At 64.3% G+C, this 19563-nt stretch carries 18 protein-coding genes; 11 read left to right on the forward strand and 7 right to left on the reverse strand.

Annotated elements, in window-relative coordinates:
- Nucleotides 1-92: 92 nt before the first annotated feature.
- The 3 genes from QQW98_RS09720 to QQW98_RS09730 are packed head-to-tail and all read right to left on the reverse strand — an operon-like array spanning nucleotide 93 to nucleotide 2235.
- Nucleotides 93-485, reverse strand: coding sequence for a TadE/TadG family type IV pilus assembly protein (locus tag QQW98_RS09720; protein WP_290134748.1), 393 nt, complete (start codon nucleotides 483-485; stop codon nucleotides 93-95).
- A gap of 2 nt (nucleotides 486-487) precedes the next feature.
- Nucleotides 488-982: a TadE family protein gene (locus QQW98_RS09725; protein WP_290134749.1), complete on the reverse strand. Its 495-nt coding sequence runs from the start codon at nucleotides 980-982 to the stop codon at nucleotides 488-490.
- Between the two features lie 5 nt (nucleotides 983-987).
- A complete protein-coding gene (locus QQW98_RS09730; RefSeq protein ID WP_290134750.1) occupies nucleotides 988-2235 on the reverse strand; it encodes a TadE/TadG family type IV pilus assembly protein in 1248 nt (415 codons plus the stop codon).
- Between the two features lie 183 nt (nucleotides 2236-2418).
- Here QQW98_RS09730 and apaG point away from each other — a divergent pair, with 183 nt between their 5' ends.
- Nucleotides 2419-2817: a Co2+/Mg2+ efflux protein ApaG gene (gene apaG / locus QQW98_RS09735; protein ID WP_290136918.1), complete on the forward strand. Its 399-nt coding sequence runs from the start codon at nucleotides 2419-2421 to the stop codon at nucleotides 2815-2817.
- Nucleotides 2818-2821: 4 nt separating this feature from the next.
- Here the strand turns inward: apaG and QQW98_RS09740 are convergent, their stop codons facing one another.
- Together QQW98_RS09740 and QQW98_RS09745 are read right to left on the reverse strand one after the other, a co-directional pair.
- Nucleotides 2822-4324: a Ppx/GppA family phosphatase gene (locus QQW98_RS09740; RefSeq protein WP_290134751.1), complete on the reverse strand. Its 1503-nt coding sequence runs from the start codon at nucleotides 4322-4324 to the stop codon at nucleotides 2822-2824.
- Nucleotides 4321-6540, reverse strand: coding sequence for an RNA degradosome polyphosphate kinase (locus tag QQW98_RS09745; protein ID WP_290134752.1), 2220 nt, complete (start codon nucleotides 6538-6540; stop codon nucleotides 4321-4323). The genes QQW98_RS09740 and QQW98_RS09745 overlap by 4 nt, the downstream gene beginning before the upstream one ends.
- A gap of 136 nt (nucleotides 6541-6676) precedes the next feature.
- Here QQW98_RS09745 and QQW98_RS09750 point away from each other — a divergent pair, with 136 nt between their 5' ends.
- From QQW98_RS09750 to QQW98_RS09775, 6 genes are all read left to right on the forward strand, one after another.
- Entirely contained in the window at nucleotides 6677-8158 is a 1482-nt protein-coding gene (locus QQW98_RS09750; protein ID WP_290134753.1) for a DUF2868 domain-containing protein, read from the forward strand.
- Nucleotides 8155-9639 (forward strand): GTPase domain-containing protein, encoded by a 1485-nt coding sequence (locus QQW98_RS09755; protein WP_290134754.1) that lies wholly within the window; start codon nucleotides 8155-8157, stop codon nucleotides 9637-9639. Before QQW98_RS09750 ends, QQW98_RS09755 begins: the two co-directional genes overlap by 4 nt.
- Before the next feature lie 92 nt (nucleotides 9640-9731).
- Nucleotides 9732-10277 (forward strand): CPBP family glutamic-type intramembrane protease, encoded by a 546-nt coding sequence (locus QQW98_RS09760; protein WP_290134755.1) that lies wholly within the window; start codon nucleotides 9732-9734, stop codon nucleotides 10275-10277.
- 444 nt (nucleotides 10278-10721) lie between these two features.
- Nucleotides 10722-11534 carry a LysR family transcriptional regulator gene (locus tag QQW98_RS09765; RefSeq protein WP_290134756.1) on the forward strand — a complete coding sequence of 271 codons (813 nt, stop codon included), beginning with the start codon at nucleotides 10722-10724 and terminating at the stop codon, nucleotides 11532-11534.
- Nucleotides 11535-11612: 78 nt separating this feature from the next.
- On the forward strand, nucleotides 11613-12875 hold the full coding sequence (locus tag QQW98_RS09770; protein WP_290134757.1) for a PPC domain-containing protein: 1263 nt from the start codon (nucleotides 11613-11615) through the stop codon (nucleotides 12873-12875).
- Complete coding sequence (locus QQW98_RS09775; RefSeq protein ID WP_290134758.1) at nucleotides 12872-13402, forward strand: GNAT family N-acetyltransferase; 531 nt, start codon at nucleotides 12872-12874, stop codon at nucleotides 13400-13402. The genes QQW98_RS09770 and QQW98_RS09775 overlap by 4 nt, the downstream gene beginning before the upstream one ends.
- Before the next feature lies 1 nt (nucleotide 13403).
- On the opposite strand, the gene QQW98_RS09780 is transcribed toward QQW98_RS09775, so the two are convergent.
- Both QQW98_RS09780 and QQW98_RS09785 read right to left on the reverse strand, forming a co-directional pair.
- A complete protein-coding gene (locus QQW98_RS09780; protein ID WP_290134759.1) occupies nucleotides 13404-13997 on the reverse strand; it encodes a GNAT family N-acetyltransferase in 594 nt (197 codons plus the stop codon).
- 47 nt (nucleotides 13998-14044) lie between these two features.
- Nucleotides 14045-14767: a hypothetical protein gene (locus tag QQW98_RS09785; RefSeq protein ID WP_290134760.1), complete on the reverse strand. Its 723-nt coding sequence runs from the start codon at nucleotides 14765-14767 to the stop codon at nucleotides 14045-14047.
- 440 nt (nucleotides 14768-15207) lie between these two features.
- Between QQW98_RS09785 and QQW98_RS09790 the strand changes: the two genes are divergently transcribed.
- The 4 genes from QQW98_RS09790 (at nucleotide 15208) to rpsG (ending at nucleotide 19468) form a co-directional block, all read left to right on the forward strand.
- Nucleotides 15208-17349 carry a DEAD/DEAH box helicase gene (locus QQW98_RS09790; protein ID WP_290134761.1) on the forward strand — a complete coding sequence of 714 codons (2142 nt, stop codon included), beginning with the start codon at nucleotides 15208-15210 and terminating at the stop codon, nucleotides 17347-17349.
- A gap of 2 nt (nucleotides 17350-17351) precedes the next feature.
- Nucleotides 17352-18011: a DUF2290 domain-containing protein gene (locus QQW98_RS09795; RefSeq protein ID WP_290134762.1), complete on the forward strand. Its 660-nt coding sequence runs from the start codon at nucleotides 17352-17354 to the stop codon at nucleotides 18009-18011.
- A 490-nt stretch (nucleotides 18012-18501) separates the two neighbouring features.
- Nucleotides 18502-18873: a 30S ribosomal protein S12 gene (rpsL, locus tag QQW98_RS09800; RefSeq protein WP_115366484.1), complete on the forward strand. Its 372-nt coding sequence runs from the start codon at nucleotides 18502-18504 to the stop codon at nucleotides 18871-18873.
- Nucleotides 18874-18997: 124 nt separating this feature from the next.
- Entirely contained in the window at nucleotides 18998-19468 is a 471-nt protein-coding gene (gene rpsG / locus QQW98_RS09805) for a 30S ribosomal protein S7 (RefSeq protein WP_290134763.1), read from the forward strand.
- Nucleotides 19469-19563: the final 95 nt, after the last annotated feature.

Below are 19563 nucleotides of genomic sequence, written 5' to 3' on the forward strand. Positions count from 1 at the left end.
AGGAAGCTGTGGGCGCGGGCCATCTGTGTCATTCGTGTTCTCCTGTTAGACTGAAATTAACCATGAAACCGCCCGGGAAACGGGCGGGGGCGTCAGGTGGGAAGCCAGGATTGCCGGGTTTCTTCGAGCTTGATCGCGGGGATCGGGGCGAAGGGGATGACCGGCGTCATTTCGTATTTCATCGTCACCCGGCCGTATGTGGCAGCGCCGGACGTGCCCTTGGTATAGGTGACCGATTTCACGCCCTTGGGATCGATGCCGACCAGCGCGGCCTTGGTCGCGTCGGTGATTTCGGTGTCGGTCGCGTCCCAGTCCACCTTGGCCAGGCGGATCCCTTCTCCCAGCGCGTGGCGCATCGCGCCGTTCGCGTGCAGGACCATGCCGAACTGCAGGATGCCGATCATGATCGTCACCAGCACGGGAATGGCAAAGGCGTATTCGACGCCGAGCGAGCCGTTTTCGTCGCGGCGGAGGCGGGGCAGCACGCTCACTGGAAGCGCACCACGCTGTCGCCGACCACGCTGACGCTGGTAGTCGAGCCTTCCTGCCTGCTGGCGCCGAAATTGGCGAAGGCCTTCCAGTTGAACTGCGTCTTCACCGCGCGCGTGATGGCGATGCTGGCGAAGCGGGCCTGGGCCTGGCCGGCGGGGCAGACGGTGTTGAAATCGGTCTGCTTTACGCCGTTGCATTCGAGGAACAGCTCGACCGTCACGTCCTTAGCCGGAACGCCCGCGGCTGCGGCCGCTTCGGTAATAAGGTAGCTGCCGTTGTTGCTGGTCGGGCGGCGCGACAGGGCGAAGTCGGTGGTGCGCTGCGCCGCCTGTTCGAGGTCGATCTTCGCGGAGACTAGGCGCGAGACATCGACCATGCCGAGGCACAGGAGCATCAGGATCGGCGCGACGAGCGCCAGTTCCAGCAGGCCGACGCCCGCTTCGTCCCGGCGCAGGCGGCGCAGCAGGGGGGTCAGGGTAAGCTTCGTCATGGCGTTTACTCCACCACCCGGATGACACGGGCGGCCCGGTCGTAATCGTCGTAATCGCTGCTGCACTGGTTGCGAACCTTGCCGCTGCCGGTCATTTCGATCCGGTAGGTGACCAGCATCAGGCACTTGGAATCGTGGTTCGATCCGCCGTTGAACTTCATTTCGCCCATCGGGAAATAGACGATCCCGTCGAGCAGCATGTCCGCCCCGCCGTTGATCGTGTTCCCCGTCGTGAACGCGGCGGGATCCTGGTAGAACAGGATGTTGGCCCAGGTCGCATCGACGCTGGAATCGGGCGCGGCAAGGTCGACCTCTGCGCCTGCCGAAATGTCCAGCGTGGCGATCTTGCTGCCCGGACCGGTCAGGACGAAAGTGACGTCGGTACCGGTGACCTCCGCCTGCGAATTCAGCTTCAGACCGCCGCCGTCGATGATGTAGACGCCGGGATCGAAATGGACCGTCCCGCGGATCGTCAGCCCGTTGCAATAGCGGCCCGGAACAAGCGTTACGGTCTCGCTCGGCTTCACGGCCTTGTTGTTGAACAAGCAGCTGGCAGGCGATGCCGGCGGCTGCAGCATGCGCGAGGCGAGCGGGTCCGTCACCGGCTGGCCATAGGGGATCAGCGTGGTGCCCGGATCTATGTTGTCGTTATTGCCCACATTGATGCCGCCGCGGGCCGAAATCGGGTTGGCGCGCAGCTTGCTCGAACCCGTGATGTCGACCGAGGCGTTGAAGGCGGAGTTCGAGATGACGCCGCAGCCGAAGTCGAGATCGGCATCGCCGCCCACGTCCACGCCCTTGCCGCTCGGCGCCAGCGCATAGACGCAGTTCTCGCCGTCGTTGATGCTGGCCGCGACGGAGCGCACGCGGATGCTGGGCGCGGCGTTCAGGAACAGGCTGGAGAAGGGCAGGCGCTGCGTGGTGGTGGCGACCACTTCCACGGCCAGCGTGTTGTCCTTCCAGCTGCCCGAAGTCGGCGGGTTCGTCATGCTGACGATCGAATAGGCGGTGTTGGCGGTGCGCTTCAGCTCGCTTTCGGCGGCGGTTTTCCATCCGGCGCCCTGGCTCTGGTTGAGCGCACCGGCGAGGGCGGAACTGTCGACCGCCTGCTGCATCTGGCGCTTCCACAGGTACCACTTCACGGTATCGACGCCTATGCCGGCCGCCCCGACCATCGCCATCGTGCCCGCACCGGCAATCACCAGCACGTTGCCGCTTGTATCGCTTTTCAACTTCTGCAGTAGTCCAGTCATTGGATCGGACCCCCGATGCCTAATTCCAGGTGAAATTGCCCCCCAGCTGTTAACGGATGTAAAGCTTTCGCGGTTTGCGAGATTTTAACCATGCCGGGCGGCGGAAGCGGGTTGGCGATCAGTCGGCGAAAACTCGCCCCGCGCCCTTGCGGCATCGGGTGCGGGGCCTAGATTGAACCCATGATGCAAGCCTTCTTCCAGCACGCCGCGATTACCGAGGGCATCACCGTGCGCGTGGCGGTGAATTTCATGCCCGAACAGTCGGAGCCGGAGAACGGCCGCTGGTTCTGGGTCTATCACATCCGCATCGAGAACGGGTCGGACGACACTGTCCAGCTGCTATCCCGCCACTGGCGCATCACCGATGCGCGCGGGATGGTGAACCATGTCGATGGCGAAGGCGTGGTCGGGGAAACCCCGGTGCTGGAGCCGGGGCAGACGCACGACTACGTCTCCGGCTGCCCGCTGACAACGCCCTATGGCAACATGGAAGGCTTTTACACCTTCGCGCGCCGCGCGGGCGAGCCGCTGGAAGTGCGCATTCCCTTCTTCCCGCTGAGCGCGCCGGCTGAAGCGCAGTAGCGCGTCAGCGTGTGACCGGGGCGATCTCCAGCCTCGGTTCCAGCGCCATCCATTCCGCCAGCGCGGTAAGGTCCGCGACGATCCCGTCGCTCGCCAGCGCGGCCTTGGCGGGATCGAGCGTCATCACCAGCGCGCCGTCCTTCGCATCCAGCGCGCTTTCCGACAGCGAAACGCGCGACGCGGCGCTCAGCCGATAGCCGAGCCGCAGGCCGAGGCCCCAGGCGGTCGCCTCGCGCAGGTCCTCCTCGCTCGCCAGCGCATCCAGCTCCTTTGGCCAGCTAGTCTTGCCGCAGCTCGCCAGCAGTGCGGCGGCGAGCATGGCGCGTTCGCGCGGCGTCACGCCGACCCAGCGCTTGTCGAGCGCCCATTCGACCGCGTGGCGATAGCGCAGGTTCGGCTCCACCCGGCGTAGCGCGATGGCGAGCATGGCGGCGGCGAAGCGCAGCCGTTCGTGCCCCTTGCCCGGGCTGCGCGCGGTATCGACGCTCCACGCGGCGAGCAGCGACCCGTCGGTCACCACTTCCTTCCCGCCGGAAAAGCTCGCCGTGCCCGAAATGAGCGGGTCCTTCACCTTGCGATGCGGTTCCAGCCGGTCGTAGAGCAATCCTTCGCGCAGGCCCCAGCTGGAGAACACCAGCCGGTCGGGCTTCAGTTCGGCCAGCATCGCGCGCAGCAGCGCCGCGGCATCGGGCAGCATTTCGGAGCGCATGGAAGAGATGCCCGAAATGTCGGACAGCTTGTCCGGCGACTTGCCCGTCACCCGTTTCGCCAGCTTTTCCGCACGCGCGCTATCGAGGATATAGCCGTGCGGATCGGTCAGCGGGGTCTTCTCGTCGCGCATGGCATAGGCGGCAAAGGCGCGCCACGTGCCGCCGACCATGTAGAGCGTCTGCCCCTGTTCCAGCTCTGCGCTGGCGGGCTTCAGCATCGTGCGTAGCCGGCGATGGAAATCCGGCCCTGCATCGCGGCGCAGGGCGGGCAGGCGCAGCGTGCCGAGCGGCAGGCTGTGCCCGCCGTGGCACTCCCCATCGGCAATCCGCACCAGCTCAAGGCTGCCGCCGCCGATGTCGGCCACCGTGCCTTTCGCGCCCGGAAAGGCGCCGATCGCGCCCATGGCGGACACGCGCGCTTCCTCCTCGCCCGGCAGGACCTCAGGGTCGAGGCCGAGGGCGCGGACCCGTTCGATGAAGGCGGGGCCGTTACCCGCCTCGCGCGCGGCGGCGGTGGCGACGGTCTGCACGTCCTCCACGCCGAGCCCGTCCACCAGCATGGCATAACGGGCAAGCGCGCCGAGCGCTTCGGCGGAGGCGTGTTCGGGGATAGATCCGGTAGCCGAAAGATCCTGCCCCAGTCGCGCGGCGACCTTCTCGTTCCACACCGGCAAAGGCGCGCGGCGCGGCCCGTCGTAAACCACGAGGCGCACGGTGTTGGAACCGATGTCAATGACCGCCCGCGGGTTGGAATCCTGCCGCCGCCCACGCGCCGATTGCGTGCGGAACCCGCTCACGCGCCTGACACCGCCGTCGCCGAGGTGCCGCGCAGCGTCAGGCGGGGGATGGTATCGAGGTCGCGCGCGGTGCCGCGGCCGGAAAGGGAGGGGTTGCGCATGAAATACTCATGGCAGTTGAATGCGCTATCGTCATTATCGTCCCCCACCCGCAGGCGTTCGTAACCGCCATCGGGCGTCATCCGCCAGCTTTGTTCGGTGTCGAGGATGTTCGCCAGCATCACCTGGTTCAACACCTGCGCGTGGACCGTCTTGTTCGTCAGCGGCACCATCAGTTCCACCCGCCGGTCGAGATTGCGCTCCATCGCGTCGGCGCTGGTGAGGAACACCGCCGCCTGCTTGCCGGGCAATTCCCCGCCGTTGGCAAAGGCCCAGATGCGCCCGTGTTCGAGGAAGCGGCCGATGACCGACTTCACGCGGATATTCTCCGACAGGCCCGGAACGCCCGCGCGCAATGAGCAGATGCCGCGCACCACCAGCTGGATATCGACCCCGGCGCTGCCCGCGGCATAAAGCCGGTCGATGATCCCGCGATCGGTCAGCGAATTCAGCTTCGCCCAAATCGCCGCCGGCTTGCCAGCAGCCGCGTTGGCCACCTCCGCATCGATCAGCTTGCCCAGCTTTTCCCGCAGCGAAAGCGGCGAGATGACGAGCTTCTCCAGGCTGGCCGGCTCGACGTAGCCGGTGACGAAATTGAACAGCTTGGCCGCATCGCGCCCCAGAGCGGGGTTGGCGGTGAAGTAACTGAGATCGGTGTAGATCTTGGCGTTGGTCGGGTGGTAATTACCGGTGCCGAAGTGGCAGTAGGTGCGATAGCCTTCTTCTTCGCGCCGCACGACCAGGCTGACCTTGGCATGGGTCTTCAGTTCGGCGATCCCGTAGACCACCTGCACGCCCGCGCGCTCGAGCTCGCTTGCCCAGCGGATGTTGCGCTCCTCGTCGAAGCGGGCCTTCAGCTCGACCACGGCGGTCACGGCCTTGCCGGCCTCCGCCGCATCCATCAGCGCTTCGATCACCGGCGATTGGTCGCCTGCGCGATAGAGCGTCTGCTTGATGGAGACGACCGCCGGGTCGCTGGCCGCCTGGCGCAGGAAATCGACCACCACTTCGAAACTTTCATACGGGTGGTGGACCACGAAATCCTTTTCCCGAATCGCGCTGAAGCAATCGCCGTCATGCGCGACGACGCGTTCGGGATAGCGCGGGGAAAAGGGCGAGAACTTGAGGTCGGGGCGCGGCTCGTCGCAAATGGCGGCAAGGTCGGACAGGCCGAGCATGCCGCGGGTCTTGACAATCATCGCCTCGTCGAGGTCGAAATGTTCGCGCAGCAAGGCCTCGGCCGCCTCGTCGCATTCGTCGTCGACTTCCAGCAACACGGCGCGCCCGCGGCGGCGGCGCTGGATGGCGCTGCGGAACACGCGGACGAGGTCCTCGGCCTCTTCCTCCACTTCAAGGTCGCTGTCGCGCAGGACGCGGAACAGCCCGTCGCCCTGGATCTTGAAGCCAGGGAACAGATGTCTGGCGAAGCTGACGATCAGCTGCTCGATGGCGACATACAGCGTGGCGCGGTCATTCTCGCTATCGGGCACGCGCACGAAGCGCGGCACGCCCGACGGGATCAGCACCATTTCCATCAGCGACGACTGGCCCTTGCCGCGCTTCAGGCGGAAGATCGCGCCCATCCCGGTGTTGGCGACGAAGGGGAAGGGGTGCGAGGGATCGATCGCCTGCGGGGTGATCAGCGGCAGGATGTCGGAGACGAAATAGGCCTCCAGCCATTTCGCCTCGTCCTTGTCCAGATCCTCGACCGCCGCAATCTCCAGGCCGTTTTCGGCCAGTTTCGGGGCGAGCGCCTGCAGCGTGGCCTGCTGGCGATCCTCGATCTCCAGCACTTCCTGCCGGATCGCGGCGAGCTGCTGGCGCGGGTCTCGCCCGTCGATGGCGATATCCTCGATCCCCCGGCGCGCCTGCCCTTCCAGCCCGGCGATGCGCACGGTGGTGAACTCGTCGAGGTTGCTGGCAGAGATCGACAGGAAGCGCAGCCGTTCGAGCAGCGGGTAGGCGTCGTTCTCCGCTTCTGCCAGGACCCGACTGTTGAAGCCGAGCCAGCTGAGTTCGCGGTTGACGTAATTGCCGGGGACGAAGCCGTCCTCGCCCGCCGCATCGGGGCCCTCGGCATCGCTGCCGGGCGCGTGGGGATCGTAGGTTTCGTGCACGACCGCAGGGGCTAATGCCGGAATTGCTGCCTGTCTATCGCCCTTGGTTACCCGTCAAAAAACAGGCAGGCCTTTCAAGCGGCTGGCAGGGCGGCTAGGCATATGCCCGTGAGAGACAACGGGGATGAACGCCGCGATGGCCGCTGACCGCCTGCGCATGGCAGAGGACGACGCGCGCGCCTTCTACCTCGTGCGCGCGGTGGAAGCGGGCGACGAGAACCACGCGCTGCTGACGCGGGAGGACCGGTCCGAAGCCGACCTGGCCGGGGCGCGGCTGGGCGAAGGGTCCGCCCCGGCGGACTTCCTCGCGGCGCGGGCCCATTTCGCCGCGACAAGGCTGGAGACGCGGCACCCGGCGGTGAAGCGGGCGCTGGCTGCCACGCGCTTCCCCGGCTGGCTGGCGGCGGTGGTGCCACTGGTCGCCTTCGTGCTGGGCCTCGCAAGCAACGAACTGGCGAGCGGTAAGCGGCTGGACCTGCTGGCGGTGCCGCTGCTCGGCCTCGTGGCGTGGAACCTCGTCGCCTATGCCGCCATGGCGGTGCGCAGCATTGCGGGCAGCCGCGTTCCTGCCGCCTCCGGCTGGCTGGCGAAACCGCGCAAGTGGCTGGCGCAGCGCGGCGCGGCGTGGTCGGCGGAAACATCGGCGGCGCTGGGGCGCTTCGGGGCGGACTGGGCGCGGGTCGCGGGCAAGCTCAACATCCGCCGCGGCGCGATCGTGCTGCACCTCGGTGCAGCGATGTTCGCGCTGGGCGTGATCGTCAGCATCTACCTGCGCGCGCTGACGGTGGAATACCGCGCGGGCTGGGAAAGCACTTTCCTCGGCCCCGATGCGGTGCACACGCTTCTCGGCTGGGTGCTCGGCCCGGCCAGCGCCGCGACCGGCATCGCGATCCCCGACGTGGAGGGAATCCGCGCGCTGGCATGGGAGAACGGCGGCGAGAACGCGGGCCCGTGGATCGTGCTCTACACCGCGACACTCGTCGGCTTCGTCGCCGTCCCGCGCCTGCTGCTGGCCGGGTGGAACGCGCTCGCAGCGGCGCGCGGCAAGCGCCGCATTGCCATTCCGGGGCGGGAGGATTTCTACACCCGCCGGCTGCTGCGCGCCCGCGATGGCGGCGGGGCGGAACTGCGCGTCACCCCCTATGCCTACACCCCCGACGCCGCCACGCAGGCCAGCCTGTCCGACCTGCTGCGCGCAGCGCTGGGCGAAGGCGTGGCGGTGCGCTTCGACAGTCCCGTGCCCTATGGCAACGAGGATGCGTGGGTGGAGGGCGTCGCCTTTTCCGACCAGACCGACATCCACGTCGCCCTGTTCAGCCTGTCCGCCACGCCGGAGCGGGAGAACCACGGCTGGTTCGCCGATGCGTTGCGGCTGCGGCTGCACAAGGAGCGGCCCGGCCAGCGGCTGGTCGCGGTGGTGGACGAAGGGCCGTTCCGCCGCCACTTCGCCGGGCAGTCGGGGCTGGAAGAGCGCGTGGCCGAACGCCGCGCGAACTGGGAGAAGCTGCTCAAGTCCTTCGGCACGACCGCGCTGGTGATGGATATCGCCGCAGCCGATCCCGCCGCGGAAGCGCAGCGGCTGGAGGCGCTGACCACCGGAGAGGCGCTTTACGCATGACCGAGTCCTTGCCCGAAAACCTGCCCGAAGCCGCCGGCACCACCGTCAACCTGTCGCTCATCAGCCACACCAACGCGGGCAAGACCACGCTGGCGCGCACCATGCTGGGCCGCGACATCGGCGAGGTGCGCGATGCGGCGCATGTCACCGACCTCGCCAGCGGCCACGTGCTGGTGCAAGCGGGCGGCGACACGCTGATGCTGTGGGACACTCCGGGCTTCGGCGACACCGCGCGGCTGGTCGACCGGCTGCGCAAGTCGGGCAACCCGATCGGCTGGTTCCTGACGCAGGTGTGGGACCGTTTCCGCGAACGCCCGCTGTGGTCGAGCCAGCAGGCGGTGAAGAACGCGCGCGACCAGGCCGACGTCATCCTCTACCTCGTCAACGCGGCGGAGGACCCGGCTGCGGCCGCCTATGTCGCGCTGGAAATGGACGTGCTCGCCTGGATCGGCAAGCCGGTGCTGATCCTGCTCAACCAGATGGGATCGCCCAAGGCCGACACGGGCGGGGAGGCGGAGCGGTGGGCCGACCACCTCGCCCGCTATCCCTTCGTGCGCGGCGTGCTGCCGCTCGATGCCTTTGCCCGCTGCTGGGTGCAGGAAGGCGTCCTGCTCGACCGCGTGCAGCCCCTCCTGCCCGAAGACAAGCGCCCTGCGATGGAGCGGCTGGCGGCGCGATGGCGCGAGCTCAACCGTGCCCGCTTCGAAGCCTCCATGGCCGCCATCGCCTCGCAGCTCGCCGCCGCGGCGCGCGATTCCGAAAAGGTGGGCGACGGCGACTGGCGCAGCGAGCTGTCCGCCACGATCAAGGGCGGCCGGGGCGAAAGCAAGGAAGTGAAGACCGCCATGGCCGCGCTGTCCGAACGCCTCGCCATCGGCACCGCGCAATCGACCGAGACGATGATCGAATTGCACGGGCTGGACGGCAAGGCCGCGCGCAAGGTGCTGGAACGGCTCGGCAAGGATTACCACCGCGGCGAGAAGACGCCCGAAGGCTTCTCCGCCATCCTCGGCGCGATGACGACGGGCGCGGTCACCGGGCTTGCGGCGGACGTGATGGCCGGCGGGCTGACGCTGGGCGGCGGCATGATCGTGGGCGGCATCCTCGGCGCGCTGGGGGCAGGCGGGCTGGCCAAGGGCATCAACATGGCGCGCGGGGAAGACGGCAGCTCGCTGCGCTGGTCGGGCGAATTCTTCCGCGGCATCACCGGTGCCGCGCTGCTGCGCTACCTCGCCGTCGCGCATTTCGGGCGCGGACGCGGCCAGTGGGAAGAAGGCGAACACCCCGATTTCTGGCAGGCCGAGGTGGAAAAGGTGGTCGGAGAAAATGGCCCCGCCCTCGACCGCATCCGCAAGGATGCCCGCGATGCCGGGGAAGCCGCGGTCACGGAGCGCCTTCGCACGCTGCTCGTCCAGATGGGCGAGACGCTGCTGGGCAGGCTGTACCCGGAGGCGAGGGGAGTGCTGGGTGGGGAGGGGTAATTGCCCGATCCGTCACCCCGGCCCCCGAGCCGGGGTCCCGCTGTTGCCTTACCGATGCTCACAGGAAAGCGGGACCCCGGATCAAGTCCGGGGTGACGGCGGAGTTGGCTGAGAACCAAAAATTACCCACGCTTCGGCGCTTCTTTCGGAAGCTCCGCCGTTCCTTGCGCCCGCCCGCTACCGGCTGGGTGCGCCTGTTCCTCTTCGAACTCGCATGGCTCGCACCGGTTGTCGCACTTTGCGGCAATTTCGGTGGCTGGATCGCGTGGCAACCGGATTTCTCCGCCGACACCTTCAAGTTGCTCGCGATCGCGCTGATCGCCCCGGCATTGGGGGAGGAGCTGCTGTTTCGCGCAGCCTTGCTGCCCGCACCGGCGCCGGAGCGGTCGCTTCCCTTGGGCGCGATTGCCTTCTCGACGCTGCTTTTCGCCGCCTGGCACCCATTCCAGACGCTGGTGCACGACGGTCCCTTTGCGCAACTGATGCTCGAACCGACGTTCCTTCTTGCCGTGATCGCCCTCGGCGTAGCGTGCGCGCGGCTATATTGGCGCAGTGGTTCGATATGGCCGGCTGTCGCGCTCCACTGGCTCGTCGTCGCGGTGTTCAAGGCGCTGTTCGGCGCGCCGTTGCCGTGGTGAAGGACAAGATACTGCTGTTCTTGCTTGTCGATAACGCGTTCGCATCACTTGCCAAGAATTCTAAGGACGATAAACTCGGAGCTGAGCGACGCTTTTATTGCAGCTCTCGGCGACGTTGGGCCGGCTTTACAGTTTAATTCTTTCGATACGGCCCAACGTCGCCGAGAGCTGCAAATCAGCCTTAGCGTGGGCCAAACTTTTCACTTTCCGTCTGAGCGTTTTCACAGTGAAAAGTCTCCTCAGCTATTTGATCGTTGAGCTAGTTTTTGCCGGAATTCGGATGATTCGTCAAGCTCAAGAATCTGAATTTGTTACGCTTTTCGGGATTTGGCCGCAGTTTCTTTGAGAGATAGTCGCGGAAGAATATTCGGCTTTGCGTGGGAAATGGAGGGGCTTTTCAGAGTTCTTGCCACCCGCACCCCGCCCGCCTAAATCCGCGCGGCCATGAAGCGGACGCTCCTTCCCCTCAACGCCTTGCGCGTGTTCGACGCGGCGGCGCGCCATGTCAGCTTTACCCGCGCAGCGGACGAGTTGGCGGTGACGCCGGCGGCCGTAGGCCAGCAGATCCGCGCGCTCGAGGATGTGCTGGGCGTCGTGCTGTTCCGCCGCACGTCCAAGGGGCTGGAGCTGACGGACGAAGGGCTGGCGGGGCTCGATTCCCTGCGCGAAGGCTTCATCAAGTTCGAAGAAAGCGTGCAGGCGATGCAGGCGGGGCAGGCGAGTGACCGCTATACCATCGCCGCGCCGCGCGAATTCTATGGCATGTGGCTCGCCCCGCGCCTGGCCGCTTTCCGCAAAGGCAATCCCGGCGCGCGCTTCACCTTCCATGCAGACGAGGATGCGGACTTCACCGAAGCCAACCTCGACTGCGCGATCCGGCTGGTCGAAGGGCCGGGCGATTTCGAAGGCATACAGCTGGCCCCTGCGCGCAAGGTGATCGTGGCGGCATCCGATGCCGGCCCCGACGCGCTCGAAGACTGGATCGAATGGCCCGGCGCCGCGCTGCCCGAAGACGCCAAGCCCGTTCTGCAGGTCGGCAATGCGGGGCAGGCGCTTACCAGCGCATTGGCCGGGCTGGGCCGTGCGATCCTGCCTTTCCTGCTGGTCGAGGATGCGCTGGCCGACGGGCGGCTGGTCGCGCTCGAGGGGCCGAGCGAGGGTCGCCGGTCCTACTGGCTCGTCGCGCCGCGCCCGCAATGGCGGCAGGCCAAGATGCGCGCGCTGGTCGCGGCCCTTTCGGGCGAGGCCGCCGCTTAGGGGCGCAAACGCTTAACGCCCTTTCGCGTGGCGGCGCTTCCGTTAGTATGGGCGCAGATCGCAGAGGGGAATTTTCACATGATCGCCAATCGCCTGCCGCTGGCCCTGCTGGCTGCCGCCACCATGCTCGCCGGCGTTCCCGCCGCGGCGCAGGACGCGCGCAACCTCGACCGCGCGGACAACGACCTGCGCGCCTATAGCGACACGTTCGCTGCCGGCGGCGAGGCGAAGAGCTTCACCTTCACCGTGCCGGCGAACCAGCAGGTGGTCATCCAGGTGATCCCGCGCGAAGGCGGGGATTCGCTCGCATCGCTCTACGACGCCGACAGCGGCGAACTGGTGGCGGAAGACGACGACGGCGGCTTCGACCTCGACAGCCGGATCGAATTGAAGACCGAGCGGCGGCGGCGCTTCCGGCTGGACGTGAGCGAGTACCAGGACGGGGAGGACGGGCCGATGGGCGGGCCGTTCGACATCCTCTTGCGCACGACCGCCTACGTCCCCCCGCGCGTGGAGCCGATTGCCATCGGCGGGGCGCAGAAGGGCATGCTGCAGCGTGACCAGGGCGCGGTCTATCGCTTCACCGGGCGCGCGGGCCAGCTCGTTTCCATCCGCATGACCGCCGACGATATCGACCCGCGGCTCGCCCTGTTTGCAGGCGAGGGGACGGACGGCGAGGAAATCGCCGCGAACGACGATGCGGGCGACGGGCTCAACTCGCTGATCCGCGTTAAGCTGCCGGCGGACGGCGTGTACACGCTGCGCGCCGATACGTTCGACGGGGCGGCGGGTGCCTATGCCCTGTCGATCGAGGAAATCGCCTATATCGAAAACGGCGGCACGCTCGCGCTCGGCACCGAAACGCCCGGCGATTTCAGCTTCGTGACCACGGACGGGGAGGGGGGCTACGGCACCGCATATGCCGAATACAGCCTGTCGGAAGAGGCTGTGTCGATGCTGGGCGGGGCCGGCGGCTCGCTGGTCGTGGACATGATGTCAGGCGACATGGATTCGACCCTGCAGGCCGGTTTCGCAACGCCGCTGGGCTTCGCCTCCGCGCTGGACGACGACGACGGCGGGGAGGGGCTGGATGCCCGGCTGGTGCTGCCGCTGGAGTGCGTGGATGCGGCGTGGCTGCGATCGCTCCGCCTGCGGGCGCTGAGCGCGGTCGGCGACGGCGGGCCGTTCACGATGCTGGTGCGCCACGATGCGGACGGGTCGCTCGTGGCGGCGCTGCAGGACGAGGCCGAGGCAATGGCCGACGCGATGGAGGACGCTGCCGACGAGGTCGAAGCAGAAGCCGAGGCCGTTGAAGCTGCGGCAGAGGCGATGGCCGAGTGAAGCGCATCGTCCCCACTCTCGAAACCGCGCGCTTCACCCTGCGCAACATTCAGCCAGGCGACACACCGCATTTTTTTCCCACCTTCGCGGACGAGGAGCAAATGCGCTGGTGGAGCCGCGGGCCGTTCAAAAGCGCAGAGGAGCTCGACGGCTGGCTGCGCGATCCCGACTGGGACGGGCATTGCTGGATCGCGGAAGACCGCGCGACCGGCGCCCCCGTCGCCCGTCTCGTCGCCATTCCGGACGACGATCCGGCGGTGATGGAAACCGGCTACCTCGTGGTGAAGACCCGGCAGCACGACGGCGTGGCGCGCGAATGCATGACCGCACTGCTCGATCGCATGTTCCAGGCCATGGGCCTGCGCCGCGTGTGGGCGGACACTGATCCCGACAACACGCCGTCCAACCGCCTGCTCGAAAGCCTGGGCTTCGCCTGCGAAGGGCGCCTGCGCGAACAGTGGGAGACGCATATCGGCGTGCGCGACAGCTTCATCTGGGGGCTGCTGGCGCGCGAATGGCGCGGCTGATCTAGCCCAGCTTTTCGAACACCTGCGCCATGCCGGGCGGGTCGCATTCGCCGCGCAGCACCGCGATGGCGCGGTCGACGTCGAACTTCCAGCTGCGCGTCGCCCCGCCGCTTGCCATCAGCTCGCCCCCCAGCGAGCGGACGAAGGACACCGCGCTGCCGTTTTCCGCCAGCGTTTCGGCAGTGAAATGGTCCAGCCCTTCCTCCCGCGCGGCCAGCAGGATCGTCGCCACCAACAGCTTGCCGAGGCCGAGCCCGTGGTATTCGTCGAGCACGCCGACGCTGAATTCCGCGCTGCCCGGATCGTCCGCGTCGCGGAAGGCGTGGACGACGCCGATGGCCGGCTCCCCCGCAGCGTCCACCGCGATGGCGCCCCAGGCGAGGTGCTGCGCCCCGTCGCCCGACACCAGCCGCTCGATCACCCATTCCGGCACGGTCGTCGCACCCGAAAAGAAGCGCAGGTAGCGCGAGCGGGGCGACATTTTCGCGATGCCCGCCCGCATGGCCGCGGCATCGCTTTCCCGTACCTGCCGGATGCGCACTCGCGTGCCGTCTTTCAGCGCGGTCCGGATTTCGAGGTCGGCGGGGATGGCCATGGGCGCAGCCTTACCACGCGGCGGGCGAGGGCGCATCCCGCGTTTCGTCAGCGTTTGCGGGGCCGGTCGCGCTCCAGATCCTCCAGCATCGCCTGCGCAAGCTCGCGTTCCTCGGGCGTGGCGAAGCCGGGCAGTTCGGGAAAACCGTCTTCCCCGTCGCGGTCCCACGGGTCGCGCGGGCCCGGCTGGTCGGGGCCGAGGCGCTGCGCCTCCCGCCAGAACCGGCGGCGGCGATGGGTGTGGATCGCCAGGGCGAAGGCGAAGGCCCGCTGGTGACCCGCCCGCTGCGCGTCGGAAACCTGCCGGCGCGCTTCGGCCGCAAGCTCCTCGTACACCGGGTGGCCGGGGCCGATCTCCTGCTTGGCGTAGTGCTGCGGCAGGCGGTGCTGGAGGAGGAAGCGCAGCAGCGTGTTGTCCGGCTTGTCCCACCAGCCGAGGATCTCCCCGCCGGAGACGATGGGCGTGCGCGTGCCGGTGAGCGCCCGCTCGATCGCGCAATCGTCGATCCGCTGGAGCCCGCGCAGGACCGCCGCATCCCACGCGGCGGAGAACCCTTCTGCGCCGGGCAGGTGCTTCAGGCGATAGAGCGCCTCGGTCGACTTGCCGATGGAGCGCGCCGCCTTGCCGACGATGCCGGTGGCGGCGAGCGCGGCGACGAAGCGGCGCTGGCGATCGGGCGTGATGGAGTTGCTGCGCGGCGCCTTGTGGAGGAAGGGCGCAAAGGCGAGCAGCGGATCGTCCTCCCCCGGCTCCTCCCCCACCCAGGCCACGGCGGAATGCGCCTGCCGCGCGTTCTTGCGCGTGCAGGTGGCGGGAGGCTTTGCGGGCGAGCGAGGCTTGCGGTCTTTCGGCATGACCGCGCACAGGATGCAGATTTCGGGTGAGTAGGAAAATGGTTTCTGCCTAGCGCAAGCTCCGAGCCGTTAGGCGAGGCAAGGGCGACCGCCCGCCCGAGCTTATGCGAGGAAGCCAAGCGACGCGGACGCGTCGCGCCCGGCGTTTGAGGGACTAAACCAAAATGATGAGGAGCAGAAAGTTGGCATCTCGTCACTCGCTGAGACTTGCCATATTCGCTTGCTCGACGCGACGATGGAGGCATAGACGGGAGCAAACTTTCATTCATGGCATCGGTGCGCTATCGCCGACTAGACGCGCTGAGGCGTGTGACTCATCGCACTAAAAATTATGAGAACGGGGCGACAAGCTTTCGATGACACAGGTAATCTGGGGATCCACCGAAAAGCCCGTAACGAGCCAACGACTCGCGGAGGTGATTACCGAAGCAGGAAACGCGAGTGGCCTACTTTATGTCGGCTATCCGGTTCTCGCAGGTGCGGACGATGTCAGCTCTATCGACGCTCTTTGGATTAGCCCAGAAAAAGGTGTAGTGATTTTTCATTTAGTTGAGGGAGTTGATATTGGCGAGTTTAAAGAAATTCAGGACGATTTCGCCAATAAATTGGAGACGAGGCTACGATCTCATAAAGGCCTGATGGAAGGCCGAACCCTTTTGGCAACACCACAAGTTATTACATTTGCCCCTCTTTCAGGGCAAAATGAATTCGATACAAGCTATCCGATCGCTTCGACTGAGATTGGTCTGCAGCAGATCATTGCCAGTCTGTCTTGGTCCAGACCTGATCTTTTTGAACTTGCTCATTCTGTAATTCAATCAATCTCTACGATACGAAAAGGTAGGAAGCGCCAAGTGACGCGAGACGACTCTCGCGGGGCAATTTTAAAGAAGCTGGAAGATTCGATTGCAAATTTGGATTCATTACAAAGTAGGGCGGTTATTGAAACGGTAGACGGTGTCCAGCGTATCAGAGGATTGGCGGGCTCAGGAAAGACAATAATCCTCGCGCTAAAGGCTGCATATCTCCATGTTCAGAATCCAGAATGGCGTATAGCCGTTACATTCAATACGCGCTCTTTGAAGGCTCAATTTGTCCGATTGATCGAAACCTTTGTGTTCGAGCAAACTAAGGATCAACCGGATTGGGAAAATCTTCAAGTTATCAACGCGTGGGGCGGTCCAGGTGGTGGTGATCGGACCGGGGTCTACTATCAATTTGTTGTGCATAATGGCATTGAGTTTTGGGATTACGGCAGAGCAAAGAACCGTTTTACATCGCAGACGGCGTTTGCCGGAGTTACGAATTTAGCTTTGGCAGAAGTCAAAGTGTCTGCCCCGTTGTTTGATGCGATCCTCATTGATGAAGCTCAAGATTTTGATCCGAGCTTCCTGAGACTTTGTTACGAATCGTTGGGTATTGAAAAGAGATTGGTATACGCATACGACGAACTACAGTCTTTAACTGAGAGTAGCCTACCGCCTCCGGAAGAAATATTTGGTAGCGATGCGGAAGGAAACCCCTTAGTTACTTTCGACAATGCGGGGCCGCACTCGGCAAGCCAGGATATTATTCTTGAGAAATGTTATCGTAATTCTGGACCCGTGTTGGCAACGGCACACGCTTTGGGGTTCGGTGTATATCGCGATCAGGATCCAAATACTGGAACTGGCTTGGTGCAAATGTTTGACAGGCCTGAGTTGTGGCAGGACGTCGGTTACGAGATCAAAAAAGGGCGGCTGGAAGAGGGGCGCTCCGTAACTCTCGCGCGAACCAATGAGTCGAGTCCCGCGTTTCTGGAGGCTCCTGCGGTTGTAGATGATCTGATTGAATTTGTTGAGTTCAAGAACGAGGATGAACAAGCTGCATGGCTTGTTGGCCAAATCAAACGTAACTTGGAGTACGATGAACTCAAGGGTGACGATATTATTGTTATCAATCCCGATCCTTTTACGACTGTTGCCCAAGCGGCTAAGCCTCGTCAGCTTCTGTTTTTAGATGGTATACAATCTCATGTGGCGGGGGTCGATACAGCGCGGGATGTTTTCTTTAAAGCGGACAACTCCGTTGCGTTTACTGGCATCTTTCGGGCCAAAGGTAATGAAGCTGGCATGGTCTACGTCATCAACGGTCAAGATTGCTATGGGGAGCGCTTCAATGTCGGTAGAGTCCGAAATCAGTTATTCACGGCAATTACTAGAAGCAAAGCTTGGGTAAAAGTCTTGGGGTATGGACCATCAATGAGCAAACTGAAGGATGAGTTCGAGAGGGTGAAGGCGAATAATTTTCAGCTGGAATTTACATATCCGACTGAAGAAACACGCAAGCATCTAAAGGTAGTGAATCGCGATCGGTCCATGGCAGAACAAAAGGCAGCCAAGGGCGCAGCAAAATCGGTTAATCGTCTCATTCAGGACCTGGCTGAAGGAAAGATTTTCATTGAGGACCTGCCTACAGAGGATGTCGCTAAGCTGCGTAGCATCCTCAATGGTGAATAGTCTTGGATCCCAGGGACGCGATCAAGGAAATTCATGATCTGACTGGCAGTCTTATTGCCACCGGATTGTGTGTGGATCAGAATTACCCTTCTGAGATTATAGACGGAGCGGAATGCTCGGTTGCCTTCGGCAAGGATGTTGATCTTTCGATCGTTCTCAAGAACGTGCCATATGTCGACGTTTACAAGGCACTGTCAGAGCGAAGGGCATTCAACATTAAGATGATTGATGGCGCGCTTATCCAGTTCCAGTATCGATTTTCCGGAGGGGATATTCAAGGTCACCGTCTCGCTTTCTTTCCCTCACCTGACTTGCAGGAATATCAGAACGACCCTGAGATTTATGAGACCGATGACCTTTATGCAGATATGATAGCTAAGAATGTCGTAACGGTGCCCGTAAGATTTGATTACGATCCAGATTCTTTTGTCGATTATGAGCATCCAGTTTCGCACCTAACATTAGGTCAATACAAGAATTGTCGTATTCCGGTTTCAGGACCAGTATCACCATTCATATTTCTGAACTTCATCCTGCGGTCTTTCTACAATACCCCATACCGAAAATTTTCCGCAGATATGGGAGAGGGCCATCTAGAATTTGGTTGCTCGATATCCGACTTGGAAAAAAGGCATATGCATATTTGGGTGTCGTCCACTTAGCAGATAACCCCACCCTTGACCCTCCACCCGAATCCCCCTAAGTGCGCGGCCATCCGGTGTTGGACCTGTCCAACATCGGTCAGATAGAGCTGAACATTGCCGGTCATGTCCCGGGGCCTCTCGCCCAAGCTTTCCAGCTGGTGCGGTGGGGCTCTTTTCTATTGGAGCGGGTGCGCGAAAGCGCGAACCGTTCGGGGCAGCCGTCAAAGTAACCCGGTGGCCATGCGGCCCAGGGGTGGAGTGTTTCAGGCTCGTGCGGTTTCGCGTGTTCGCGCGTCGGTGGCTGTCCTTCGACAGGCTCAGGACGAGCGGGTGTTGCGAAAAGTCGTCCGAACCCGAACGTACCATCCCATCCGCTAGTAGTCGCCAGCCCTCGCAGGGAAGAGCCGCGCCCCCTCAGGAAAAGTGGGCACCGGTTTTCCGCCCGGAAGGGGCGCCCCGAGCGCGCAAGTGCGCGCGCTCGGCAAACTGGTGAAGAGAAAGAACTCACATGCCGACGATCAACCAGCTGGTCCGCAAGGGCCGCGTTCCGCAGAAGGCCAAGTCCAAGGTCCCTGCGATGGAAGCGAACCCGCAGAAGCGCGGCGTTTGCACCCGCGTCTATACGACGACCCCGAAGAAGCCGAACTCGGCGCTGCGCAAGGTTGCCAAGGTCCGCCTGACCAACCAGCGCGAAGTCATCTCCTACATTCCGGGCGAGGGTCACAACCTCCAGGAACACTCCGTGGTGCTGATCCGCGGCGGCCGTGTGCGCGACCTTCCCGGCGTGCGTTACCACGTGCTGCGCGGCGTGCTCGACACGCAGGGTGTGAAGGACCGCAAGCAGAGCCGTTCGAAGTACGGCGCCAAGCGTCCGAAGTAATCCGTCATGATCCCCCGCGCAGGCGGGGGTCTCAGGCCGCCCGGTCCTACCTCGGACGTCGGAGCCGGCCGACTGAGGTCCCAGCCTTCGCTGGGACTCACGGTAGAGATAAAGGAAAAGACCAATGAGTCGTCGTCGTCGTCCCGAAAAGCGGGTCATCCTGCCCGATCCCAAGTTCGGTGATCAGGTGCTGTCGAAGTTCATGAACAACCTCATGCTCGACGGCAAGAAATCCACTGCAGAGCGCATCGTCTATGGCGCGCTGGACACGGTCGAGGCCAAGGCCAAGACCGATCCGGTGCAGACCTTCCACGAGGCGCTGAACAACATCAAGCCGCAGGTCGAGGTGCGCAGCCGCCGCGTCGGCGGTGCGACGTACCAGGTGCCGGTCGAAGTGCGCCCGGAACGTGCGCAGGCGCTGGCCATCCGCTGGCTGATCTCCGCCGCGCGCGGCCGGGCCGAAACCACCATGGCCGCCCGTCTCTCGGGCGAGCTGATGGATGCGGCCAACAACCGCGGCAACGCGGTCAAGAAGCGCGAAGACACGCACCGCATGGCGGATGCGAACCGCGCGTTCAGCCACTACCGCTGGTAACGACCGGCGAAGTCTCCCCACCTCCGTTCGTGCTGAGCTTGTCGAAGCACGCTCGCGCAAGGCCCTTCGACAGGCTCAGGGCGAACGGGACGGGG

This window comes from Alteriqipengyuania flavescens (assembly GCF_030406725.1).
GTDB lineage: Bacteria > Pseudomonadota > Alphaproteobacteria > Sphingomonadales > Sphingomonadaceae > Alteriqipengyuania_B > Alteriqipengyuania_B flavescens.